Here is a 24,080-nt window from a genome sequence, read left to right on the forward strand (position 1 = left end):
GGATAGTACTAACTTTATGTAGTACTTAACTAAGCTCTGCTCATTCACAAAAAAAAGCTGTCCCTAAGTAGAAAATCTACTTGAGATCAGCCCTCATTTTTAATCATGAACTTTCTTATTCGTTTCCTTTGGGAACTTCACTCGTCAAAGCTAGCGTATTCCCCTCCGTATCTCGGAAGAAGGCCATCCAAATATCAAAGCTGCCCATATTCGCCACGAAATGCGGCTTACTAAGGAAGTCTACTCCCTTATTGCTCAGCACCTTATAGCTCTGTTGGATATCGGTTACCTTATAGTAAATGACGGAACCCGGATGGCTAAACTCTGGCTTTTCCGGCAGACTTATCATCAAACGAATTCCGCTGCAATCAAAAAAAGCCATTTGCGCAGTTTGAAACAACAATTTGATGCCTAATGTGTCACGATAAAAGGCTACTGCTCTTGGAATGTCTGCTGCATTGACAGAAATTTGGGCAATTTGGGTTAAGCTAACCTCACTCATAGGAATCCCCTTCCAACCGAATATATCCATATTCTACCATGATCCGCTAGATTGGCATACTTATATATTCCTATGAACAATCTCCCAATTTCCGCCGTTCAGCGCGTCATTTCATCTCTACGCTTTCAACAGTGCCTTTAGTCGTGCAGGATAATCGGTAATAATCCCCGTAACGCCAAACGTGATTAACCTTTTATAATCTGCAATCTCATTTACTGTGTAGGGATAGGTTGCAAGACCTGCTGAAGTGGCTGCTGCAACATCCTCATGTTCAATACCGTGATGGTAGGGGTGCAAGGAGTGAACGTCCACACCCAATTGTTTGGCATAAGCGGCATGATTGATCAGATTGGCGGCATACAAGAGGCCTACCTTTGCCTCAGGCTCTTGCTGCTTCAACCTTTGAATCACTTTGTGGTCAAAAGACGAAATAACGACATCCTCGAGTCTGCCGCTTTCTCGCAAAAACGCCAGCAGCGCCTTCTCCATGCGACCTTCATAGGCATGCTTCACTTCTACATTAATAAGAAGTCCACGCGGCACCAGTTCAAAAACTTCACGCAATAAAGGAATACGTTCTCCGGTATAAGCTTCCGAAAACCAAAGCCCCGCGTCCAGTGCTTTCAAGTCTCCCCAGCTTTGATTCATAATCAAACCGGATCCGTTCGTCGTGCGATCGACGGAAGGGTCGTGGCAGACGACAATTTCGCCGTCTTTTGTTAAGTGCACATCCAGTTCGATACCTTCTGCCCCTTGCTCTAGTGCCAATGCGAATGAAGCTAATGTATTTTCCGGCGCTTCTCCAGCCGCACCGCGATGTCCAATAATGATCGGATGTTGTGTTTGCATCGTCCTCACTCCTAAACGTATATACTCATATAGCTCAAATTATAGTTGAAACAACCTGCCATGCCCAGTCGAGATACGTAAAAGTTATGTAAATTCGAGGAAAAATCTACAATTCCTCCACATGTATTTAACATTGGTCAAATAAAGCAAGGTTAAGCTAAGAAGCGTAGTACCAGTCGAATAATGTTCGTGGAGGCGTTACAAATGAATACGATGGACAGGGATTTGCCATATGCATCAACAACGAAAACAACTGCGAAAGTAAAGCAGCCTCTCCGTACAGCCATAAACCGGAATTGGACAGAAACGCTCCTTGGCTATGTCTTCCTATTTCCTTCCCTTTTGCTGTTTGCTGTCTTTTTGTTCTACCCCTTAATTCAAACTTTTTATTTGAGCTTGCACGAAACCGATCCAAGGGGACGGATCGCTTCATTCGTCGGATTCGATAACTTCACTGCCATTTTCACATCCGAACGCTTCTATCAAAGCTTAGGGGTAACCGGCCTGTTCACCTTGCTAACCGTTCCTACGGTCATCATTCTTGCTCTTATATTAGCTGCTTTTACACATAATCATTTAAAAGGCATGCGTATCTTTCAATTTATCTTTTCATTGCCCGTTGTACTATCCGTAGGCACCTCGGCAGTCATCTGGATGATGCTGTTCCATCCAAGTGTTGGCATGCTGAATTACTTGCTCAGCCTTGTTGGGCTAGAACCGGTTGCTTGGCTGACAGATCCAAGATGGGCGCTGCTTTCTGTTTCCATGATGACGGTCTGGATGAATCTTGGTTTCACCTATATTGTGCTGCTCAGCGGCTTGCAAGGCATCTCGGATGACATCTATGACAGTGCCAAAATCGACGGCTCCGGCCCGATTCGCACCTTTGTTCAAATCGTTTTGCCCCTGCTCTCGCCTACCGTATTTTTTGTGACCATTGTCTCCATCATCGGCGCTTTTCAATCTTTTGGACAAATTCACATTTTGACTCGAGGCGGTCCGGTAAATTCCACAGATGTGCTCGTATATTCCTTGTATCAGGATGCATTTATCAATTTCCGGTTCGGGACGGGGAGTGCCCAAGCTCTGGTCTTGTTCACAATCATCCTCATCTTCACCTTCGTGCAATTTAAAGTTTTTGAAAGGAACGTGCATTATCAATGACCACTCGTTTACAAAATACATTCGTCTATCTCGTGTTGATAATATGCGCTGCGCTGGTGCTGTATCCGATCTTCTATACGTTTTCTGCTGCGTTCATGACTCCCGGAGAAGCGTCTGCCTATCCGCCTCGTTTCCTGCCAAGCAGCTTCTATTTAGGCAGTATTCTCGCCGTTTTTAAGCTTGTGCCCATCGGCAAGTTTATTAGCAACAGCTTCATCGTGTCTATCATCATTATGGTCGGACAGTTAATAACCTCCAGCATGGCGGCCTACGCCTTTGCCAATATTCGGTTCAAGGGAAAAGCTTTCATCTTCGCCCTTTTCATGGCCACCATGATGATTCCGTGGGAAGTTACGATCATTCCGAACTATTTGATGGTCAAAAAATGGGACTGGCTCGATAGCATGCAGGGCTTAACAGTTCCCTTCTTAGCAACGGCTTTCGGCACTTTCCTGCTAAGGCAATTCTTCCTGCAGCTGCCCAAAGAGCTGTTCGAGGCAGCACGGATCGATGGCTGTGGTCACTTTCGCATGTTCATCCGAATCGTCCTTCCTCTTGGACGCCCCGCACTCGCCACATTGGCGGTGTATGCTTTCCTGAATGCCTGGAACATGTACCTATGGCCGCTGCTCATAACGAATAGCGAATCCATGCGTACGGTCCAAATCGGTATTGCCATGCTGCAATTCGAAGAATTAACCGTTTGGAACTTAGTTCTGGCGGGTGTAACGATCGTCCTGCTTCCTTCCCTCATTTTGCTCGTGCTTGGCTTAAAACAGCTGGTTCGCGGACTTACGGCAGGAGCACTGAAAGGCTAGTTCATGTCTGGTGGCTTCTCTAGTCAGTATTCTTGCTGATCTAGATTTCCATAAATAAAGAAAAACTAAGGGAGAGAATCAAAAAAATGAAATCATTGAAATTGAGAACCTCTGCGATCGCCATGACCGCTCTCATGGTCTTGCTGACTAGCGCATGCGGCAAGGCTGAAACTACGACAACAAGCAGCACGGCAGATACGAAAAACTCCACAAGCACTCCAACTGCTGATACAAAAAAATCAACCGAGCCAGTCAAAGTCATTTGGTGGCATTCCATGAGCGGTGAGCTTGGCAAAGCTGTCGATAAATTGGTCGCCGATTTCAATGCTTCCCAGAAAAATGTACAAGTTGAGGCCGTTTTTCAAGGCACTTATGATGAAAGCCTGAATAAAATGAAAGCTTCAATGGATACCAAAAGTGGTCCTTCTCTCATTCAAGTATACGAAATCGGTTCCCGTTTCATGATCGACTCCAAGGCGATTACACCGGTACAAAAGTTTGTTGACGCAGATAAATTCGATCTTTCCCAGCTCGAAGATAACATTTTGAACTACTATAAATTTGATGACAAGCTGTATTCGATGCCTTTCAATACCTCCAACCCGATCCTTTATTACAACAAAGATATGTTCAAAGCTGCGGGGCTTGATCCTGAGAAACCGCCAACGACATATGAAGATGTTGCCAAAGCCGCTCAAGCGTTAAGCAAGGACGGCAAATCCGGCTCTTCCTTTGCCATTTACGGCTGGTTCATGGAACAATTCTTTGCGAATCAAGGTGTAGAATACCTTAACAACGGAAACGGCCGTACGGCTGCCGCAACAGAGTCATTAGTTAATAATGAAGCTGGCGTTAAGACGTTGACATGGTGGAAAGACATGGTCGATAACAAAACTTCGGCAAACCTTGGCCGCAAAACCGATGATACCAAAAAAGCATTTTTGGCAGGTCAAGTGGCGATGACATTGGACTCCACAGCTTCCCTTCGCGGTATCGTGAGCGGTGCTGAAGGCAAATTCCAAGTGGGCACAGGCACTCTGCCGAAACCAGCAGATGCCAAAGATGGCGGCGTAGTTGTTGGCGGAGCAAGCCTTTACATCTTGAACAACAAATCCGAAGCTGAGCAAAAAGGCGCATGGGAATTCATCAAATTCCTGACGAATCCTCAAACGCAAGCATGGTGGCACGTAAACACAGGCTACTTCCCAATTACCAAAAAAGCATATGATGAGCAGCTCGTTAAGGACAACTTGGCCAAATACCCGCAATTCCAAACAGCTATTGACCAACTGCACAACACGAAAGCCAACAAAGCGACACAAGGCGCAGTCATGGGTGTGTTCCCGGAAGCCCGTCAAATCGTAGAAACGGCAATCGAAGAAGCTTTGACTGGCAAAAAAGCACCAAAAGACGCGCTTGACGGCGCTGCGAAGAGTATTACGGAGAAAATTGCCACTTATAATAAAACGGTAAAATAAATTGAGCACTAATTAACCTATTGATTTTTCGTCGCAATCCGCATATACTTCATATCAATATCCATAACATGATCGTGCCTATGAAGAGAATCCAACTCGGAGGCGTTATCGCCAAGAAGGACCTTGCCATCCTAAAGCAATGTCCTTCTAAGTTAACCGGCACCGCCCGTTACCGCGGAACCAAGTGGAGAAGCATTCACCAGAGTGTTTCTTAAATTGGGTGGCACCGCGAGCAAACGCTCCTCGTCCCAATCGGATGAGGGCGTTTTTTGTCGTTTTCAGAATAAAACACATTCGGGAGGTAACAAGACATGACGAAACGCTTGTATAATTTTAATCCAGGACCGGCTGCACTGCCGTTGGAGGTGCTTGAAGAAGCCCAAGAAACCTTCGTAGACTTTCAAGGAACCGGAATCTCTCTGCTTGAGATGTCTCATCGCAGCCGCGGAGTCGAACAGCTCAATCAAGAAACGCAGCAACTGCTCCTTCATTTGCTCAATTTGCCAACAAGCGACTATGAGGTCCTCTTCATGGGCGGAGGGGCAAGCACACAGTTCGCGCTGCTGCCAATGAATTTTTTGCCTGCCAATCAGACAGCGCATTACGTTCTAACTGGCAGCTTTGCCGAAAAAGCCTATAAAGAAGCAGCCTATCTCGGAAAGACTCAAATTGCCGCAAGCTCCAAGGACCAGAACTGGCAGTACATCCCTGACCTGCATGAAACCGAGCTGACAGCTGATGCTGCCTATCTCCATCTCACCCTGAACAACACCATTGAAGGATCTCGCTTTCAACAGATTCCAGAGGTTGGCAGCACGCCGCTGGTAGCCGATATGACTAGTGATATCTTAAGCAGACAGCTCGATCTTGAGCGGTTTTCGATGATTTATGCCGGCGCACAAAAAAATCTGGGACCTGCCGGAGTTACCGTCGCCATCGTCCGCAAAACATGGCTTCAGCAAGCTTCCACACAAATCCCAGAAATTATGCGATATGAGACGTTCGCCAAGCATCAGTCCCTTTACAATACACCGCCAGTACACGCCATCTATATGATGAATCTTGTCTTGAAATGGACTCTCCAGCAAGGCGGCGCAGCGTCTTTGGAGCTGCAGAATAAGCATAAAGCCAAATTGATTTACGACATCATTGACGGAACCAGCGGTTTTTACCAAGGCTTGATAGCCCATAAGGACCGCTCCGATATGAACATCACTTGGCGCATGTCTAGCGAGCAAATTGAAAAAGCTTTTATTCAAGAATCCCGCGAGAACGGTTTTGAAGGCTTGGCGGGACATCGAAGTGTCGGAGGCATGCGAGCTTCTGCTTATAATGCGGTACCGCTTGAAGCCTGCCAAGCTCTGGCTGATTTCATGAAAGCTTTTGCCCGGAAATACGGTTGATCGCGCTCGCAACAAAAAAAAGAGTCCCGTAGAGCGGCCAAGGCCAAGCTCTCGGGACTTTTTATCTAAAGGTAGTAGAAACCTGTGGGAAATGTTTGTTATTTGCCCAGTTGGTGAATCGGGTGTCCAAGCGCACCTTCCGCTGCATCCATAATCATTTCAGTTAATGTTGGATGTGCATGGATCGTAAGTGCGATATCTTCCAGATTAGCGCCCATCTCAACGGCAAGAGCCAGCTCTCCGATTAAGTTGGAAGCTTCTGGGCCAACGATTTGACCACCAAGCAGCTGACCTGTTTCTTTGTCGCCGACAAGCTTCACGAAGCCTTGACCCGCGTTCAAAGAGTTTGCACGACCGTTCGCCGCATAAGGGAATTTACCAATCGTTACATTGATCCCTTGCGCTTTGGCTTCCGTTTCACTTAGACCTACTCCGGCAATTTCCGGGTCCGAGAATACAACAGCTGGCATAGCTTTGTAATCTACGATGCTGGAGTGGCCTGCAATAGCTTCAGCAGCAACTTTAGCTTCATAAGAAGCTTTGTGTGCCAAGGAAAGACCAGGAACAACATCACCGATAGCGAAGATGTGCGGGATGCTTGTTCTGCCTTGATTGTCGACTTCGATCAAACCACGATCCGTCATTTTCAAGTTGATAAGATCAAGACCAAGCTCACCATCCGTGTTCGGACGACGACCAACCGTTACGAGCACATAGTCCGCAGTAACTTGCTTCTCTTCACCTTTTACAGTGAAAGTAACTGTTACGTCGTTGTCTGTTTTCGTGCAGGATTGCGCCAACGCTTCAGTATGAACCTCAACGCCAACTTTCTCCAGGTTGCGGGCAACAAGCTTCGTCAATTCTTTCTCGAAGCCTGGAAGCACATGGTCAGAACCTTCAAGCACAGTGACTTTCGTACCGAATTTCGCGTACGTTTGGCCAAGCTCGATCCCGATGTAGCCGCCGCCGATAACGACCATGCTTTTCGGAATTTCTGGCAAGTTCAGCGCCTCGGTGGAAGAAATAATTCTTCCGCCGTAAGGGAACGCCTTAAGCTCGATCGGACGGGAACCCGTCGCGATAATGCAATGCTTGAAGCGGTAGCGAGGAGCTTCTGCGTCATTGAACACACGCGCTTCGTGCTCATTGATGAACATCACTTCGCCTTGGAACGTTTGGATCTTGTTGCCTTTGAGCAGCGCGCTAACGCCGCCTGTTTGCTTAGCTACAATGCTGTTTTTCCAAGCTTGTACTTTCGCGAAGTCAACCTTCACGTTTTCCACGGAAATACCGATGCTGTCGGCATGCTGGGCATGCTCATACGTATGAGCCGCGGAAATCAACGCTTTGGATGGGATACAGCCGCGGTTCAAACACACGCCGCCCCAGTCCGATTTATCAACAATCAGAACGCTTTGTCCAAGCTGAGCAGCGCGAATTGCCGCTACATAACCACCAGGACCAGCACCGATGACCAACAAGTCAATATCTAAAGAAGCATCTCCTACTACCATGCTGTTACACCTCCAAGACAAGAAGCTCTGGATCAGCCAGAAGCTGTTTGATGTAGTTCAAGAAGCTTTGTGCTGTTGCTCCATCCACTATACGGTGGTCGAAGCTCAAGGAAAGCGCCATAACCGATGCGGCAACGATTTGCCCATTTTTCACAACAGGTTTTTCCGTGATACGTCCAGCGCCCAGGATCGCAACTTCAGGGAAGTTGATAACTGGTGTAAAGAACATACCGCCAACAGAACCAATGTTCGTGATGGAAATTGTGCTGCCTTTAAGCTCGGTAGGCGCCAATTTGCCTTCGCGTCCGCGAACAGCCAAATCTTTGATGGAAGAGGCGATGGACCATACGTTTTTGCGGTCAGCATCATGGATAACAGGAACGAGCAAGCCGTTTTCTGTATCTGTTGCGATACCGATGTTGTAGTATTTTTTGTAGACGATTTCTTGCTTCTCTTCGTCGATCATGGCGTTCATGACCGGGAATTGACGGCAAGCGGCAACCAGGGCTTTCACGATGAAAGGCAGGTACGTCAGCTTCACGCCTTTTTTCTCGGCAAGCGGCTTCGTGCGCTCACGCAAAGCGACTAATGCGCTCACGTCGATTTCGTCCATCAGTGTCACATGCGGAGCTGTGTACACGGATTTGACCATGGCGTTCGCGATGATTTTGCGGATTCCTTTGAACGGAATCCGCTCTTCGACGCGATCGCCCACGACAACCTGCTGCGGAGCCGCCGCAGGTGCCGCTGCACCAGCTGCTGCTGTCGCAGCTGTATCAGCTTCCGGAGCCGCGGCTGCGCCCGCTCCGCTGAAGCCAAGCACGTCCTCGCGTGTTACGCGGCCGTGTTTCCCTGTAGGCGTCACCTCTGCGAGTGTGATGCCTTTTTCTCTTGCAAGCTTGCGGATGCTAGGCGTCGCAAGCACTTCGCGGCCCGCGCTTGGCGCGGCCGCTGGTGCCGCAGCAGCTGCTGCAGGCGCTGCTGCCGGAGCTGGTGCTGCCGCCGCAGGGGCAGCAGGCGCTGCGCTGTCGCTCTTGTGATGCATGGATTCCGCAGGCAGTTCGCCTGTTACTTCAATCGTCATCACAAGCTCGCCGATGTTGCACACTTGTCCTTCTTTTACGGAAACAGCAACGACTTTTCCTTCAACTGGACAAGGCACTTCAACAACCGCTTTATCGTTTTGTACTTCCATAAGAATCGTTTCGTCAGTTACGGTATCGCCCGCTTTTACCAACAGCTTAACGATCTCGCCTTCATGTATGCCTTCACCAAGCTCTGGAAACTTGTATTCAAACAATGCCACGTGTACTACCTCCTATTACCTTCGACTGTGATTAGAATTCGAGTACTTGATTGATCCCTGCAATGACACTTGCTGGACTAGGCAACCAAGCGTCTTCGATTTGAGCGAACGGATAGACGGTATCTGGCGGTGAAATACGCAGAACCGGAGCTTCCAGGTGTAAAATGGCTTTTTCATTAATTTGTGCAATAACCTCAGCTGCAACACCGGAAGTTTTTTGCGCTTCTTGGACGATAATCGCACGATTCGTTTTCTTGATAGAAGCAACAATCGTATCGATATCCAGCGGAAGCAGCGTGCGAAGATCGATTACTTCCACTTTCACGCCTTGTGCTTTCTCGATTTCTTCTGCTGCTTTCACAGAAGTATGAACCATTGCGCCATACGTGATAACCGTAACGTCAGAGCCTTCACGAACTACGTTCGCTTTACCAAGCTCGATCGTATACTCACCTTCAGGTACTTCTGCGCGGAATGCGCGGTATAAATTCAGATGCTCCATGAAGAAGACAGGATCATTGTCGCGAATCGCGGAAATCAGCAGTCCCTTCGCATCATAAGGGTTGGAAGGAACAACAACTTTGATACCAGGCGTTTGCACAAGCAAGCCTTCCAAGGCATCCGTGTGCAGCTCAGCAGCTTTAACACCGCCGCCGAAAGGTGTACGGAATACGATTGGCGAGTTGTAACGTCCGCCGGAACGGTAACGCATACGAGCAGCTTGCACACAAATTTGGTCAAGCGCTTCATAGATAAAGCCTACGAATTGAATTTCAGCAATTGGACGGAAGCCTTGAACGCCAAGACCAACTGCCAACCCGCCGATAGCGGACTCAGCAAGCGGCGTATCAAATACACGGTCTTCGCCGAACTCTTTTTGCAAACCTTCTGTCGCACGGAATACGCCGCCAACATGGCCAACGTCTTCCCCGAACAAAATTACATTTGGATCTCTTTCCAGTTCAACGCGCATTGCGTCTTTTATCGCTTGAATCATCGTCATTTGTGCCATGACTTCTCCGTGCCTCCTAAGCGTTTATCGCCAGAAAAAACTGGCATCGTAAGCTAATTATTTATTTATACGCTTGCTTCTGTTCTTCGAGGTGTGCAGGTGTAACTTCAAACATGGAATCGATCAAGCCGGAAACGGTCATTTTCTCAGTTTCCTCCGCTTTTTTAATGTGCTCAGCAACGGTTGCTTTCGCTTCTTCTTTTACTTGTGCTTCTATTTCTTCGTTCCATAGACCTTTTTTGGTCAAGAATAAGCGCATGCGCGTAAGTGGATCTCTTGGTTCCCAATCGGATTCTTCGTCTTTGGTACGATATTTCGTCGTATCATCAGCCAAGGAATGCGGACGGTAACGGTAAGTTAATGCTTCAATCAATGTAGCGCCTTCGCCTCTGCGTCCTCTTTCTGCTGCTTCAGTCACAGCTTGAACGACAGCTAGAACGTCCATTCCATCAACTTGAACACCTTTGATACCGGCTGCTACGGATTTATGCGCAACCGAAAGGGCTCCTGTTTGTTTGGAATAAGGAGTTGTGATCGCATAACCATTATTTTGTACAAAATAGATAACCGGCAGCTTGAACGCGCCTGCGAAGTTCATGCCTTCGTAGAAATCGCCTTCCGAGCTTCCGCCGTCACCTGTATACGTAATCGCTACGCGCGGTTGATTGCGTTTTTTGAATGCCATAGCAACACCTGTTGCATGCAAAATTTGTGCGCCGATGATGATTTGCGGCATAAGGACGTGTACATCCTGCGGAATTTGTCCGCCATGCTGATGTCCACGGGAATAAAGGAATGCTTGGTAAAGCGGGAGTCCATGCCATACAAGCTGCGGCATATCACGGTAACCTGGGCAAATAAAATCGTCTTTATTTAAAGCAAATTCACTACCGATCATGGAAGCTTCTTGTCCGGATACCGGTGCATAGAAACCAAGACGTCCTTGACGACCGAGATTGACTGCTCTTTCGTCCCACACGCGTGTGAATACCATTCTTCTCATAATTTCTTTCAATTGGTCATCGCTAAGATTAGGCATTTTGTCGGGATTGACAATTGTGCCGTCTGGAGCCAGAACTTGTAAAGGCTCAACCTTCTCTGTGGTCACTTCATAATTTGTTTGGCTGACAAGTGGCTTACTCATACCATTTCACCTCTTATATGATTTTGATGCCTGCTAGCTTCACTTCTGTTATAGTATTATTATAAACCTGTTTTTGTGAATTGTACACCAGCATCCTCGTGTTATATGACCTTTTTTCGCAGAAGTGAATAGTACAGTTCCCGAAAATATATAATACAGTTAACACAAAATTTACAACTGCTATAATACACCTTACCCTTAATCATAAAATCTTACGCTTAAGAATCCTATTTTTCCCAAGCAGACAACAAAGGAGCAATCTCATGTCAGATGACTCGCGCTTTTACAAAAGAACCATTATCAAAGATGAACTCACCTCTGCCCTGCTTCAAGAAACTCGGTCATTGCGGATTTATCTTCCTCCTGGCTACAACGAGCTGCTTTCCTACCCTGTCATTTATTGCCAAGACGGCGAGCAGTTCTTCAATTTCGGCCGAATTGCCACGACGCTTACCCGTTGTATTTTAGATGAAGACTTAGAGCCCGCCATTGTGGTTGGTGTCGATGTGAACAATGTGAATCGCACCTCGGAATATGCGCCTGAAGGAGAGCGACATGACGCTTATTGCCGCTTTTTCGCTGAGGAACTCCTTCCTTATATCGAAAGCCGGTATCCGGTTCGCACAGAAAGGACTGAGCGTATTGTCGCGGGCGACTCTCTGGGAGGGACCGTTTCCCTGCATCTCGCCTTAGATTATCCTAGCCTTTTTTGCCGCGTTATATCCTTATCGGGCGCATTTTTCGACATTACCAGAGAACGTATCAAAGCAGAGGACGACTTGGCCTGGCTGGAGCTGTACATGCTGATTGGCTTGGATGAAACAGAGGTAAAAACAGAACGGGGAACCTTTGATTTTGTTCGCGAAAATCGGCTAACCAAAGAGGAACTGGATTCCAAAAACACCACACTTCATTACATCGAAAAACCAGGCAAGCATCTATGGGGATTCTGGCAAGGAGAGCTGGATACGGCTTTGCATTATTTTCTGGGGTAACCTTGCTCATAAAAAGAACCGTCAGAGGATTGGAATCTCCCTGCGGTTCTTTTTGCATTTTCTTCCTTCGCTAAAATGATGTCTCGTGCTCGATAGTGCCTCCTCCGCCAGTTGAGCCTGCCTTTTTTGCAGGCTCAGGGCAGGATGGGTGCTTTTTCCCTGCTGAGCCTGCTTTTTGGGCAGGCTCAGTCGGCATTTGCGCGGATAGTGCCTCCTCCGCCAGTTGAGCCTGCCTTTTTTGCAGGCTCAGAGCGGGGTGGGTGCTTTTTTCTTGCTGAGCCTGCTTTTTTGGCAGGTTCAGCAAGCTTTTGCGCGGATAGTGCCTCCTCCGCCAGTTGAGCCTGCCCAAGCGTCATGCTATCGCTTAATCGCATAACGCTGCTTCAAAAGCTCCGCCATTTCATGGATCTTGGCCTCGCTCGGATAGCCAGCTATATCCTCTGGCTTCTGAATAGGCAGCCCTTTGGCTGCCATGACCTCAAGTAAGTTCGCCGTGAAGCGTTCAGCAGTTAACGGTATCTGCAAACTCTCAGACAGACTTGCCATGCTGCCTGTAGCCACCAAAGGATAGTCCGTTACAGAAGCTGAGCCTGCTGCTGCCCGTTCATAGAAGCCTCTGGCCAGCTTAGCTTTCTCTTCGCCAGCACCCTCTACGATGATAAAGGCTTGTACGGATAAGGCCGTTTGCTGTCTGCGCTGCGCGATGCCGCAAAACTTGCGTCCCCCAACACTCAAATCAAATTCACCCGGGCAAAAGGATCCCATGATTTCGCCTTGATCAATACGATCAGTAGTCGAACTCAAAACATCACGAATCAAAGCAACCATGAGGTCAAAATCCTTGCGATGCTCCATATCGCCCGCTTCTTTTGGCAGCAGCAGGGATACATTCACAACCCCTAAGTCCAGTGGGACAGCGGCTCCTCCAGAGTTTCTGACGGCTGTTTCAAAGCCTTGGCCTGCCAGCCAATCATTGGCTTTCGCTGCTTCGGGGAGACGGCTGTCTCTCAGACCCATCACGAAAGCACGCGGATGTCTCCAGATGTGCAAAATCGGTGGCGTCACCTTGCCAATAGCACGGCACAACAGCTCTTCCAGCGCGAAGGCATATAAAATAGGTTTAACATCCTTTTCACCTGATCGATCCAAAATGACCATGGAAGAGGAAAGTGGTACATTCTCCATATATCGTTTCTCCTGAGCTTACAAGTTTAGTACATCTACAGAATTGTAAGCGATCTGAGTCCTAGCCGCAATCCAAATCTAGGTTTGAAGTACCAAAAAACATCAAAATTTTGGAAGGATTCAAAGGACTTTCATATTTTCTGTCGAAATAAAACTAAACAAACAAATTTTTAATTAAGTAGGCGAGATCATTGAATGTAATTGACGACTTACTACTCAATATTCTAGTATTAACTTCTCCGATCTTACTTTGTCATATTTTATGGCTCGATCGGCCAAGCCCCCTGAAACTCGCTGGATTAGGACGTCCCTTCATCGGAATAAGCTGTTCGATTGCTGCGATGTTTTGTATGTCGCACCCCTTTTTTACGATAACAGGAAACACTTTTGATCTACGTATTATTCCCGTACTCGTTGCTTTCCTTTATGGCGGTATACGTTCTGGACTCACTGTTTCTGCCTTTATTGTAGCCTACTCTTACTACATCAACGGTTACGATTTCATTTGGACTGTTACTTCAGCGGCTCTTCTTGTTCCCTTCTACTTGGCCTTCATTGCACTTAGCAATTGGAAGCACCTTACCCCTAAAGTTATGTTTCCCAGCTTGCTTGCCTTCATTAGCGCTCTAGCGACCTTCTGTATTACTATGCTTTACCGCATTGGCTCGTTTATTTCTGTTGATAGTACCTTCTTACTGTATGGCCTCTTGTTCTGCATCGTACACATGCTTATCATGTGGCTCATCACCTATATCATTGTCCGTATCCGGGAAAATAGCGTCATGCGCCAAGAAGTCCATCGCTCCGAGAAGCTTAATGTCCTAAGTGAGTTAGCTGCATCGGTAGCCCACGAAATCAGAAATCCGATGACCGTTGCACGTGGATTTATGCAAATCCTCAGCCAATCGACGGTCACAGAGGAGAAGAAGCAGATCTATACCTCCATGGTTATTGAAGAAATTGATCGCGCACAGAATATCATTTCCGATTATTTATCATTCGCCAAACCTCAAGCCGAAAAACTTGAAGAGCTGGACGTGTCAGGTTTATCGCACAAACTAAACAATTTAATTAATCCATACGCCGCCATGCGTGGTGTAGAAATTATTATTCACATGGAACCATCGCTGGTCATCAAGGCCAACAACGAAAAAATGATTCAATGCTTAGTCAATTTAACGAAAAACGGCATCGAAGCGATGCCAAGCGGCGGGCTTTTGCAAATATCCGGCTTCAAGCGAAATGCAAAAATCATTTTACAAATCAAAGATACCGGCATGGGAATGACGCCAGAAGAAGTCAATCGTCTCGGAACTCCCTTTTATTCTACAAAAAATAAAGGAACAGGCTTAGGTTTAATGGTGTCTTATCGCATTATCAAAACCTTCGGAGGTTTCATTGATGTAACAAGTGAGCCTGATGAGGGCACCTGCTTTACGATTTCCCTACCTGTCGCTTGACCCGCTTGCTAAGATATTCATAATCCCCTTAAATAACGGAATAGACTTGTTGCTCTCTGAAGGATTCAAATTCTTGACGACAACAGACACCGCATATTGGGGCGATGCGACAGGCCCATATCCGATGAACCATTGATTCACTTTCTCTTGCTTGCCGTTCTGAATCTGTGCGGTGCCTGATTTCCCGGCCAGCTGCCACTTCGCATCCTTTAACCCTTGTCCGGTGCCTTCCGTTACGACCTCCTTCATCCAGTTCAGAAGCGTTCGGCTTGTCGCCGCCGATACCCGCCCATCCTCGGACTCCAGCACTTTTGGAGAAAAGGTCTCCATCACTCGATCGGTCTGATAGCGAATTTCCTTAACGACTCTGGGCGAATACCCCTTCCCACCATGCAGGAGAGTGACGATCATATTGGAAGCCTGCAGCGGTGTCAGCATCACATCTCTTTGACCAATCGCTGTTTGCATCAGCACTCCTTCGTCATCATGCGGGGTATGCGATCCAAAAAGCTGCCCGCTTTCTTCGGCATCCAATTGATGGAGAATCTGTTTCGTATCCGTCTTCCCTGTCCATCCAACCTCATTCAACACACCTAGCTTATGTGCGTAACTCTCCAATTTCGCAGCCGTTAGCCGCTGCATCACCTTGGCAAATACAATATTGCAGGACTGCGCAAATCCTTGTTCCAGTGTTAACGGGCCATGCCCGCCCCTTAACCAACAAGTGAATCCATACTTCCCAAGCGCACCTTCACAATTAAAAGTTTCCTTCGGATTCACAACGCCTTCATCCAAGGCTGCCGCGGCTACGACCGTTTTGAAAATTGAACCTGGCGCTGTCGCCTTAAGCGCATAATTGCTCCAACTGTTGCTCGCAAGGTCCACTTGAGTTGGCTCATAGTTAGGACGGCTTGCCATGGCCACAATATCGCCTTGTACGGCATCCTGAACAACCACCGCACCATCGCGGATCTGCATCTTATCCATCAACGCTTCAATTTGCTGCTGAATTCCGCCATCCAGTGTTGTCACTAATTTGACTGGAAAGAATGAATTATCCGGAGCAATCATGCGAGCATCAAGGCCAGCCAGCGGTCTTTTCCCGGCATCCGTAAAATACGAAATCGACGTTTTACCAACACCCCGCAGCCACAAGTCAAACGTTTTTTCAAGGCCTGCTCCTCCGATTTTGGAGGTAATCGCCAGTTTTCCTTTCTCCAGATCAGCGCCATAAATGCTCATCACTCGATCAGGATTCTGGCCGATGAACCCGATTAGCTGCCGCGCCGTCATCCCCGTCGGATAGCGATCCTCCATCTCGGCCACCTTCACATTCGGTAAATTCAACATTCGAATCTGCGACTCCTGGGCAGCGCTTAGCGCTGCGACTTTCCCATCCTGAGCGGTGCTCCAGACCTGCGGCTCTTTCAAGTGGCTTGAGAAATCAAGCCACCGCTCTTTGGTCGTTTGTAAGATACTGACAAGTTGATTAACTTGCTGAGGGTCAACTTGTGTTTTGCTGTTTATCGGAAAAACAATCAACGATTTGATCATCTTTCCTGTCAACGGCTTCAGGTACCGATCAAGAATCTCCCCTCGTCCGCTATCCAGAACAAGAGCTTTCTGCCTTTGTACAACCGAGTTTCTGAGCAAATTAATATTATGAGAGGAATAGCTTTCGGTTGCCGCGATTTGTATCCAGAAAAGCTTGCCCACAATCCCAATAAACAGCAAAATGATAGCAAATAGAACAAGAAAAATACGACGTTTTTCTAAAGGAGATAATTGTTTCACCCTCATGCCAGGACCTCCGAACTTCAAGCTGATCGTATAGCTCTCAGTATCGTCATTCCTTTACGTTGTCAAACCGCCATACCCGCGATATTGCAACAAAAAAAGCCTGATTTCTCAGGCTTTCACTTAACAATTATGTAGACTATTTACTATTTGCAGGAAAAAAGCGGATTGCTTATACTTCAAATTTGGAAAGCGTATCCGTAAGTGATTTGGAAAGAAGATCCAGCTTGTCCGAAAGTTTAACCAAGCCATCGCTAATGCTAAGCTGTTCAGAGCTGAGTGATGCCACTTCTTCTGAAGTCGCAAGAGATTCCTCAGCAACTGCGCTGACATTGGTCATCGCATCCGATAAGACAACTTGGGATTGCTCCAAGGTTGAAATCGAATCGCTTACTGTGCTCAACTGTTCGATGAAACCACCCATGTGATTCGTTACTTGTTTGAAAATCGTATCGGCTTCTTTCACCGCTAGAATTTGCTCTTGGAAAATCGGTGTCGCTGTGGAAAGCACTTTCACCGTCTCATCGATTTCTTTTTGAATCGTTTCTGTAATTTGGCCTACCACATCAATCGATTGTCTGGACTGGTCGGCTAGCTTCCGAATCTCATCAGCAACGACCATGAAGCCTTTACCTGCTGCTCCGGCACGCGCTGCCTCAATGGTTGCGTTCAATGACAAAATATTCGTCTGCTTCGTCATATTATTAAGAAGTTCCAGAATCTTGCGAATCGAACGCGTGCTGTCTTTCAAATTATCAACCTTGTCCACCATCGAGCGAATCATTTCTTCAGTCAGATTCGTTTTGGAAATCAACTCGGACATATATTTGGTGCCCTGCTCACTGGAGCTTTGGACATCGGCAGCGGCAGTACCCATCTCAAGGTTCGCCTCAATCACTTGCTTCATCTGAAGGCCGATGTGGTGCGTTAATTCATTGCCTCGTTCAGACTCCGTTGCCAATCCACCGGCACCATTAGAAATCTCATCCGTTGCAACAGCAATTTCTCTTGCCGCTGTGGCTGTAACCTTGGAGGAATTCGTCAACTCTTGCGCTGTTTCGAATACCGCTTGGGCGGAAGAACTAGTTTGCTGAACAAGTGTAGTAATTTGCTGCATCATGACGTCGAAGCTCGCGCCTAGCTGCCCAATCTCATCTTGTGTTGTGTAATTTGCTCTTACCGTCAACTTACCTTTGGCACCTTGCTGCATCAGGTTGCGAAGATTGGTTAATGGACGCCCGATCATTCTGGCTACGAATAATCCAATCAATACAGCAGCAATCGCTGCGAATAAGGCAATCAAAAGGGTATAATTGAAAATTTTCTTCGCATCTTTGACCAATGCGCTTACAGGCATATCTCCAACGAGATTCCAACCGGATATCGCTGATTTGTAATAAGCAACTAAGTGATCATCTTTGGTGATAAATGATCCGTTTTCTTGCTCCAGCTGTTCTTTGGATAATTGAACCTCTGAATCTTTCTCAATTTGAGTCAGATCCTTCGCTGCGATATTTTTGTTCTGAGCGTTTGTGATCACAACTTTGCTGTCGTCACCCAAAGAAATGCCGTTTAATTCCTTGTTCAAAATATCCGAACTCAGCTCCAGCACCAGAACACCTGCCGTGCTGTTCGTCAGTGTATTACGCATAATACGGCCAATCGCAAACGTATTAGCCGAGCTGCTGGAATACCCTTTGCTTTTGGTATCCAACCAAGCGACTTTTCCGCCGGAATCAACAATTTTCTTAAACCAGTCGGTAGATGAGCTGTTTTCAGACAGACTGCTTCCGCCAGATCCGGTAATGACAATCAATTTGCCGTCAGGTCTGTACAAATGAAGCGTTTTAATAGCTTTGTTCGAGAAAGTCACGACATTCAATTTGTCCGTCAATTGACGGATGACTTCCAGTGATTCATACGATGATGCATCCAACTTAGGGATTTTTTCAAGTAAATCCTGTAGATCTTTATTCAGCATAATTTGCAAGGACACATCATCAAAGGTTTGATATAGGAAATCTAGCTTTTGTCCTGCCTGTGTAACTGTTTGAAGACTCGATTCCGAGACTTTGTTCTTAATGACGCTTTTGGATACCGAATAAGAGATCATGCCTACGATAATCACGAAAAAGAGAATGCTTACAAAGAACATTAAAAACAACTTCATCCCAACGGACTTCACGGGATTTTCCATTTTAACTTGCTTCAATTCCTTAAATGCGACTGTGCCCATTTGTTTGGATGTTTTACCAGCTACACCCATCATACGACCCCATGGAACATTTTGAATTGCTTTTAAGAGAGATTGAGCTGCTTTGGTCAGAAAAGCGAGAATACTTTGCAGACTGTTTTTCATTCTGTTCACCGCCATTGGTTTCTACTTCTTAAATAGCCCTTACTTTAGAACTAATATGAAAAGGTTTACATAAGAAGTTCATAATAATTTCGACATACTTTAACAATTTCCTTTAATATTCGATCTAGAAATAAATAAAAAAATAGAAACTTTCTCCAATATACCCCAGTCTGGAGAAAGCTTCCATGGTACTATTTACCTGTTTTTTTACGCATCATATCCCAACGCTTAACAGGCTGATCGGTTTTTAGTTTAATTAATTGCAGTGGATGCCGCGCTGCATCTAGCTCTTGGCTTTGTTGTTCATCCCAAATCACACTGACTTTTTGCTTGAAATGTGTGCCATCGGGTCCAAAAAATTCAATTTCCTGCCCTGGCTTGAAGTGATTTCTTTGTTGAATAAGCGCAATGCCCGCTTCCTCATCATAAGACATGACCAAACCAACAAAATCAAATCCAACCACTTTGTCCTCCGGCTCGAAAATATGATCCTCGTGTCCAGGAGCTTCATAGAAGAAACCGGCATTGAGCGGGCGGTTTGCTGCTTTGTGGATTTCATCCTGCCACTCCGGGTTAACTTCAAAATGCTCAGGATCCGCAAAGTAAGCGTCAATGGCTTGCCGGTAGGCATTCACAACCGTCGCAACATAGTGGATACTCTTCATTCGGCCTTCAATTTTAAAGCTATCTACCCCTGATTCGATCATCTCCGCGATATGCTCGATCATACTCAAATCTTTGGAACCCATCGTAAACGCATCGTCTTCCTCGCCAAACATAGGCAAATCTGTTGCTAACGGTTCTGAGAGAGGCTGATCCTTGGCAAATAGATCGTATTTCCAGCGGCACGATTGCGAGCAGCCGCCACGGTTGGAATCGCGGTCTGTGAAATGGTTGGACAACACGCAGCGTCCCGAATAGGAACTGCACATAGCTCCATGAATGAAGGCTTCAATTTCAACATCAACATGCGCTTTAATCTCATCGATTTCTTGCATGCTGACTTCACGAGCCAGAACAACACGCTCAATGCCCTGATCCTTCCAGAATTTGACCGTCTGCCAGTTCATCACAGATTGCTGTGTACTGACATGCACTTCAAGCTTAGGGGCAACTCTCCGACAAGTCTCCATAATAATCGGATCAGCGGCAATAATTGCCGAAATGCCAACCTCTTGAAGTCCTCTGAGATAGTCGTCCAAACCCTCGATATCCTCGTTATGCGCATAAATATTCGTTGCTACGAAAACTTTGGCGCCGTATTGATTGGCAAATTCGACTCCTTCCCTCATTTCTTCCAGGGAGAAGTTATCCGCATTGGATCTTAATCCATATTTCTGGCCGCCGATATACACCGCATCAGCCCCGTAATGGATCGCAAATTTCAATTTCTCTAAGCTGCCCGCAGGAGCAAGCAGCTCCGGCTTCTGCAGTCTGACACGCTTTCCTCTAGCTCTTGCTTCTAAAGCTGTCGTCATCTGGAAACGCACCTTCTTTCATTCATCTATCAATATACCTGTTCTTTATAGAAAAATCCGTATGACAATTCCCGTTCCGGGTCTTGCAAAGCTAAAATAGCATCCAGCCATTCTTGCTGGAATTCATAGCTCGATGGATCTGCCGCATAAGCATCAATCGCAGCCCGATAGCTTCTCACTACCGTTTCATTATACACCGAAGATTTCAAGAGCCCTTCGATTTTCAAGCTGTCAATCTGGCCATCCATCAGCTCAGGCAAATTTTCCAGCATACAAATATCTTCCGAACTCATGATGTGTGTCCCGTTGCTGTCTTCATAGACGGGGTAGCGCTGATCACGACGTTCATGCTCAATTAAAAATAGTCCGCGCTCTATAGAACGATCTTGCGAGGAAGCCTCATTACCTTGATGCTCGATATAGTTTTTGACCAACTCACGTTTAGAATGATAAATATTGGTGATCCCATGAACCTGAACCTCGACACTCAGCTCGGATTGCTCTTTAAACGCAAGTACCTGCTCCATGTTCAGTTCTCTGGCGAGCACGACTCGTGTCGCTCCTTGTCTTCCCCAATAGTTCGCTGTCGCATAATTGGTGGAAGTCATTTCTGCATTCCAATGCAGCGGTATCGGACGAGGCAAGGTGCGGGCTGCCATGAGCACTGAAGGATCTCCAAAAATGACAGCATCAACACCATATTCCTGCAAGGTATGCAAATAATCCGAAAGGCCAGCTAACGAGGCATTGTCGAAAATTTTGTTTACAGCCACATAAACCTTAGCCTGCTTCTCATGCGCCCAAGCTGCTGCGGCTCGTATCTCATCCAGCCCTATATTCCCCGGCAGACGCATTCCATAACGCTCTTCGCCTATAATGACTGCATCCGCGCCCGCCTCTATTAATCCTTGCATCTCTGCTATCGAGCTGCAGCTTACTACTAACTCTGGTTTATTCACTAGCTTTCCCTACCTTCTATCAGCTTCCCGGCTTCTCGTTAATTGCCGGCCTTTTTGCTTTCCGCGATATTTTTCTTATGTGCTTCGAAAGTCTCTGCGAACAGATGTCCTTTGGTCCCGTCCTTTTTGGTCACATAAAACAAATACTTCGTCTCTTCCGGATAAATCGCCGCTTTCATTGAGGCAAGGCTTGGACTTGCAATGGGGCCTGGCGGCAAACCCGTATTTAAATACGTATTATAAGGACTTTGTATTTGCAGATCCTTTTCCAGAAGCCTATCCTTGGACTTATCAAATAAATACTGCACCGTTGCATCAATTTGCAAAGGCATATTTTTCTTCAGTCGATTCTGGATGACGCCAGATACGAGTGCACGTTCTTCATCAACAACGACTTCCCGCTCGATTAAAGAGGCAATCGTCAGCATTTGATGCACGCTTAGACCACGATCTTTGAGCTTGTCCTTCCAGTCAGCAGGGAGCGTTGCTAATTTCTTATCCAACTGCTGCAAGGTTCGTTCTATAAATTCTTGCTCGCTCGAGCCCTTTTTGAATTCATAAGTCTCTGGGAAAAGGTAGCCCTCAAGGCGATGCTTCAGGTTCTTGTTATCGGGAATTGTGAAGTTTGTCTCAGACTTAAACGCATTAGCTTCGTCGGTCATCTGGAGGAAAGCCTCTTTCTTCCAAGGCGTTTGTTCACTGATTTTTGCCGCGATCTGGTCGATGGTAAATCCTTCAGGAATCGTGATGCGAATCATATCTTCCTTCACAATCTCGCCATTATTCAGCTTATCGATCATTTCCTCAAACGTCATGCCCGGCTTCATGCTGTACTCGCCTGCTTGAAACTTCGAGCCTTGTTTATGCCATTTCAAATAATACATAAAGATGGATGAGTTCTTAATAAGTCCCTTTGTTTCGAGTTCCTTGGCAATTTGTGCAGAACCGGAACCTTGCGGGATGGATACTCGCACCTCTTGCCCTGAAGCAGCAACAGGCTGTAGAGCATTAGCAATATATAAACCAACACCGCTGGCTATACCAATACCAATGAGCAGCAATAGTCCAATGATGAGAAGAGTGCGCTTGGCCTTGCTCCGTTTGGGCTTATTGTGTTCATTCTCTTGTTCAAGCAAGTTGTTCACGATAATCCTCCTAATACTTTCCGTCAGAAAGCTTTCCTCGTACCTTCACATCCCTAAGCAAACAAAAACGAGCGGATGTGATCCGCTCGGGTTGTATACTCTTACAAATCGTCCTGATCTGGAAAGGCCATTTCATCGTAGAGCTCAGAAACGGTTTCCCACTCGTCGTCATCTTCGATGGTTTCCAATTCGTATTGTCCTTCTGCATCTGTCGTAACTCGGAAAACAGCAACTTCGTCTTCCTTCTTGAGCTCATCGGATTGCAGAACGGCATACGTGTGATTGCCATATACGAATTCTTTCAAAAGATGATACACCGTCGACTCATTTTGCTCGTCAAACAAAATAATATCATCCCCGTAAGCTTTGCGCAATACGTCGGAAGGTGTCGTACTCATGCTTCGTCTTCCTCTTCGAATTCAGCCATTAATGTGTTGAATGTTTCTTCAACAATATCCCACTCTTCTTCATCGTCGATGGTGAACAATTTCAAATCTTCACCGTCATCATCTTCTTCATAACGGAATGCGTATACCTCATCGGATTCTTCGTCTCCGCCGTCAGTAGGCACAACCATCATGTATTTCTTGTCTGAACCGTCCACTTCGAATTTCATGATAACCTCGAACTCTTCTTCGTTGCCTTCATCGTCCGGGATGTAAATGATTTCTGGTTCTTCTTCACGCAATTCTTCTTTGGACATGTTCTTTCACCTCTTCATATTGGCATCCATATATCCTTGCAGAATGAGCTGTGCAGCCATCTTATCAATGACCTGCTTCCGTTTCTTCCGACTCACATCAGCTTCAAGAAGCGTGCGAGTCGCAGCTACGGTTGTTAATCGCTCATCCCACAAGTTTACAGGTACACTTAATTTTCGTTCCAGTTCTTTCGCGAACTCGATCGCAAGCTCTCCACGAGGTCCAATCGTATTGTTCATATTTTTGGGCAAGCCTACGACGATCTGCGACACGCCATATTCTTTGACGATAGCCTCAAGCCGTTCGATGTCTTCCCCAGGCTTGCGGCGATGGATGACTTCCAGCCCTTGAGCTGTCCAGCCAAGCTCATCGCTCATCGCGACACCAATCGTTTTGTCCCCATAATCCAAGCCTATCCATCTCATGCCGGTTCTCAATTCCTTCTATTTGTGTTGACCCAGATAAGCTCGAACCAATTCTTCAATCAGTTCGTCCCGTTCCCGTTTGCGAATGAGGCTCCGGGCATTATTATGCCGCGGAATGTAAGCAGGATCTCCGGAAAGCAAGTACCCGACAATCTGGTTGATCGGATTATACCCTTTTTCCTGAAGAGCATCGTATACCGCCAGCAATACATCTTTGGGCGATGTCTCAATTTCTTCTGCCTTCACGTTGAACTTCATCGTTTTATCCATGGAACTCATCAGGAGCACCCCACTTTCCTTGTGTTACCTTGTGTCAAAAATTGAAAATGTTCCGTGTATACTGGTTATATTCTCTATGGGTTTAAAAATTCCTGTCCCATCAAAAA

General features: G+C 46.6%; 22 protein-coding genes. 6 read left to right on the forward strand and 16 right to left on the reverse strand.

Translation table 11 applies throughout. The annotated features are described in order from the left end of the window. Positions 1-115 precede the first annotated feature (115 nt). Both BC351_RS32645 and BC351_RS32650 read right to left on the reverse strand, forming a co-directional pair. Complete coding sequence (locus BC351_RS32645; RefSeq protein WP_079418939.1) at positions 116-502, reverse strand: VOC family protein; 387 nt, start codon at positions 500-502, stop codon at positions 116-118. Positions 503-619: 117 nt separating this feature from the next. Then, positions 620-1,351 carry a glycerophosphodiester phosphodiesterase gene (locus BC351_RS32650; RefSeq protein WP_079418941.1) on the reverse strand — a complete coding sequence of 244 codons (732 nt, stop codon included), beginning with the start codon at positions 1,349-1,351 and terminating at the stop codon, positions 620-622. Positions 1,352-1,555: 204 nt separating this feature from the next. On the opposite strand from BC351_RS32650, the gene BC351_RS32655 reads away from it, so the two are divergent. The 4 genes from BC351_RS32655 to serC all read left to right on the forward strand — a co-directional run bounded on the left by BC351_RS32655 (position 1,556) and on the right by serC (position 6,214). Beyond that, positions 1,556-2,515 (forward strand): carbohydrate ABC transporter permease, encoded by a 960-nt coding sequence (locus BC351_RS32655; RefSeq protein WP_079418943.1) that lies wholly within the window; start codon positions 1,556-1,558, stop codon positions 2,513-2,515. After that, entirely contained in the window at positions 2,512-3,333 is an 822-nt protein-coding gene (locus BC351_RS32660) for a carbohydrate ABC transporter permease (protein WP_079418945.1), read from the forward strand. Before BC351_RS32655 ends, BC351_RS32660 begins: the two co-directional genes overlap by 4 nt. Before the next feature lie 86 nt (positions 3,334-3,419). Next, positions 3,420-4,811: an ABC transporter substrate-binding protein gene (locus BC351_RS32665; RefSeq protein ID WP_079418947.1), complete on the forward strand. Its 1,392-nt coding sequence runs from the start codon at positions 3,420-3,422 to the stop codon at positions 4,809-4,811. A 311-nt stretch (positions 4,812-5,122) separates the two neighbouring features. Then, positions 5,123-6,214: a 3-phosphoserine/phosphohydroxythreonine transaminase gene (gene serC, locus BC351_RS32670; RefSeq protein WP_079418949.1), complete on the forward strand. Its 1,092-nt coding sequence runs from the start codon at positions 5,123-5,125 to the stop codon at positions 6,212-6,214. A gap of 98 nt (positions 6,215-6,312) precedes the next feature. Here the strand turns inward: serC and lpdA are convergent, their stop codons facing one another. The 4 genes from lpdA to pdhA form a co-directional block, all read right to left on the reverse strand. Next, entirely contained in the window at positions 6,313-7,728 is a 1,416-nt protein-coding gene (gene lpdA / locus BC351_RS32675; protein WP_079418951.1) for a dihydrolipoyl dehydrogenase, read from the reverse strand. Positions 7,729-7,732: 4 nt separating this feature from the next. Continuing rightward, a complete protein-coding gene (locus tag BC351_RS32680; protein ID WP_079418953.1) occupies positions 7,733-9,034 on the reverse strand; it encodes a dihydrolipoamide acetyltransferase family protein in 1,302 nt (433 codons plus the stop codon). Positions 9,035-9,065: 31 nt separating this feature from the next. Beyond that, complete coding sequence (locus BC351_RS32685) at positions 9,066-10,046, reverse strand: alpha-ketoacid dehydrogenase subunit beta (protein WP_079418955.1); 981 nt, start codon at positions 10,044-10,046, stop codon at positions 9,066-9,068. 61 nt (positions 10,047-10,107) lie between these two features. Continuing rightward, positions 10,108-11,190, reverse strand: a complete 1,083-nt coding sequence (gene pdhA / locus BC351_RS32690) for a pyruvate dehydrogenase (acetyl-transferring) E1 component subunit alpha (protein WP_079418957.1) — start codon at positions 11,188-11,190, stop codon at positions 10,108-10,110. Positions 11,191-11,453: 263 nt separating this feature from the next. On the opposite strand from pdhA, the gene BC351_RS32695 reads away from it, so the two are divergent. Beyond that, entirely contained in the window at positions 11,454-12,185 is a 732-nt protein-coding gene (locus BC351_RS32695; protein ID WP_079418959.1) for an alpha/beta hydrolase, read from the forward strand. 357 nt (positions 12,186-12,542) lie between these two features. Here the strand turns inward: BC351_RS32695 and BC351_RS32705 are convergent, their stop codons facing one another. Then, positions 12,543-13,370, reverse strand: coding sequence for a lipoate--protein ligase family protein (locus BC351_RS32705; protein WP_079418963.1), 828 nt, complete (start codon positions 13,368-13,370; stop codon positions 12,543-12,545). A 191-nt stretch (positions 13,371-13,561) separates the two neighbouring features. Here BC351_RS32705 and BC351_RS32710 point away from each other — a divergent pair, with 191 nt between their 5' ends. Further along, positions 13,562-14,830: an ATP-binding protein gene (locus BC351_RS32710; protein WP_144028597.1), complete on the forward strand. Its 1,269-nt coding sequence runs from the start codon at positions 13,562-13,564 to the stop codon at positions 14,828-14,830. Here the strand turns inward: BC351_RS32710 and BC351_RS32715 are convergent. The 9 genes from BC351_RS32715 to BC351_RS32755 form a co-directional block, all read right to left on the reverse strand. Then, the gene (locus BC351_RS32715) at positions 14,816-16,630 is read right to left on the reverse strand and encodes a peptidoglycan D,D-transpeptidase FtsI family protein (RefSeq protein ID WP_079418967.1); all 1,815 of its coding nucleotides are present in this window, start codon (positions 16,628-16,630) and stop codon (positions 14,816-14,818) included. The two genes, BC351_RS32710 and BC351_RS32715, sit on opposite strands and share 15 nt — an antisense overlap. A 169-nt stretch (positions 16,631-16,799) precedes the next feature. After that, on the reverse strand, positions 16,800-18,986 hold the full coding sequence (locus BC351_RS32720; protein WP_244209252.1) for a methyl-accepting chemotaxis protein: 2,187 nt from the start codon (positions 18,984-18,986) through the stop codon (positions 16,800-16,802). Positions 18,987-19,177: 191 nt separating this feature from the next. After that, positions 19,178-20,464, reverse strand: a complete 1,287-nt coding sequence (locus tag BC351_RS32725) for a peptidase U32 family protein (protein WP_079418969.1) — start codon at positions 20,462-20,464, stop codon at positions 19,178-19,180. Between the two features lie 29 nt (positions 20,465-20,493). After that, complete coding sequence (locus BC351_RS32730; RefSeq protein WP_244209253.1) at positions 20,494-21,423, reverse strand: peptidase U32 family protein; 930 nt, start codon at positions 21,421-21,423, stop codon at positions 20,494-20,496. A 38-nt stretch (positions 21,424-21,461) separates the two neighbouring features. Further along, positions 21,462-22,568, reverse strand: coding sequence for an endolytic transglycosylase MltG (mltG, locus tag BC351_RS32735; protein ID WP_341866036.1), 1,107 nt, complete (start codon positions 22,566-22,568; stop codon positions 21,462-21,464). Between the two features lie 101 nt (positions 22,569-22,669). Then, on the reverse strand, positions 22,670-22,966 hold the full coding sequence (locus BC351_RS32740) for a DUF1292 domain-containing protein (RefSeq protein WP_079418971.1): 297 nt from the start codon (positions 22,964-22,966) through the stop codon (positions 22,670-22,672). Beyond that, a complete protein-coding gene (locus BC351_RS32745; RefSeq protein ID WP_079418973.1) occupies positions 22,963-23,271 on the reverse strand; it encodes a DUF1292 domain-containing protein in 309 nt (102 codons plus the stop codon). Before BC351_RS32745 ends, BC351_RS32740 begins: the two co-directional genes overlap by 4 nt. A gap of 6 nt (positions 23,272-23,277) precedes the next feature. Continuing rightward, entirely contained in the window at positions 23,278-23,694 is a 417-nt protein-coding gene (ruvX, locus tag BC351_RS32750) for a Holliday junction resolvase RuvX (protein WP_079418975.1), read from the reverse strand. A gap of 18 nt (positions 23,695-23,712) precedes the next feature. Continuing rightward, the gene (locus BC351_RS32755; RefSeq protein WP_028555746.1) at positions 23,713-23,973 is read right to left on the reverse strand and encodes an IreB family regulatory phosphoprotein; all 261 of its coding nucleotides are present in this window, start codon (positions 23,971-23,973) and stop codon (positions 23,713-23,715) included. Between the last annotated feature and the right edge of the window lie 107 nt (positions 23,974-24,080).

Origin of the sequence: Paenibacillus ferrarius (assembly GCF_002027705.1) — a bacterium.
Taxonomy (GTDB): domain Bacteria; phylum Bacillota; class Bacilli; order Paenibacillales; family NBRC-103111; genus Paenibacillus_E; species Paenibacillus_E ferrarius.

Bases quoted from the DNA above. Each gene is read 5' to 3' on its own strand.
- BC351_RS32645 (WP_079418939.1), bottom strand. From the start codon at position 502: ATGAGTGAGGTTAGCTTAACCCAAATTGCCCAAATTTCTGTCAATGCA.
- BC351_RS32650 (WP_079418941.1), bottom strand. From the start codon at position 1,351: ATGCAAACACAACATCCGATCATTATTGGACATCGCGGTGCGGCTGGA.
- BC351_RS32655 (WP_079418943.1), top strand. From the start codon at position 1,556: ATGAATACGATGGACAGGGATTTGCCATATGCATCAACAACGAAAACA.
- BC351_RS32660 (WP_079418945.1), top strand. From the start codon at position 2,512: ATGACCACTCGTTTACAAAATACATTCGTCTATCTCGTGTTGATAATA.
- BC351_RS32665 (WP_079418947.1), top strand. From the start codon at position 3,420: ATGAAATCATTGAAATTGAGAACCTCTGCGATCGCCATGACCGCTCTC.
- serC (WP_079418949.1), top strand. From the start codon at position 5,123: ATGACGAAACGCTTGTATAATTTTAATCCAGGACCGGCTGCACTGCCG.
- lpdA (WP_079418951.1), bottom strand. From the start codon at position 7,728: ATGGTAGTAGGAGATGCTTCTTTAGATATTGACTTGTTGGTCATCGGT.
- BC351_RS32685 (WP_079418955.1), bottom strand. From the start codon at position 10,046: ATGGCACAAATGACGATGATTCAAGCGATAAAAGACGCAATGCGCGTT.
- pdhA (WP_079418957.1), bottom strand. From the start codon at position 11,190: ATGAGTAAGCCACTTGTCAGCCAAACAAATTATGAAGTGACCACAGAG.
- BC351_RS32695 (WP_079418959.1), top strand. From the start codon at position 11,454: ATGTCAGATGACTCGCGCTTTTACAAAAGAACCATTATCAAAGATGAA.
- BC351_RS32705 (WP_079418963.1), bottom strand. From the start codon at position 13,370: ATGGAGAATGTACCACTTTCCTCTTCCATGGTCATTTTGGATCGATCA.
- BC351_RS32715 (WP_079418967.1), bottom strand. From the start codon at position 16,630: ATGAGGGTGAAACAATTATCTCCTTTAGAAAAACGTCGTATTTTTCTT.
- BC351_RS32720 (WP_244209252.1), bottom strand. From the start codon at position 18,986: ATGAAAAACAGTCTGCAAAGTATTCTCGCTTTTCTGACCAAAGCAGCT.
- BC351_RS32725 (WP_079418969.1), bottom strand. From the start codon at position 20,464: ATGACGACAGCTTTAGAAGCAAGAGCTAGAGGAAAGCGTGTCAGACTG.
- BC351_RS32740 (WP_079418971.1), bottom strand. From the start codon at position 22,966: ATGAGTACGACACCTTCCGACGTATTGCGCAAAGCTTACGGGGATGAT.
- BC351_RS32745 (WP_079418973.1), bottom strand. From the start codon at position 23,271: ATGTCCAAAGAAGAATTGCGTGAAGAAGAACCAGAAATCATTTACATC.
- ruvX (WP_079418975.1), bottom strand. From the start codon at position 23,694: ATGAGATGGATAGGCTTGGATTATGGGGACAAAACGATTGGTGTCGCG.
- BC351_RS32755 (WP_028555746.1), bottom strand. From the start codon at position 23,973: ATGAGTTCCATGGATAAAACGATGAAGTTCAACGTGAAGGCAGAAGAA.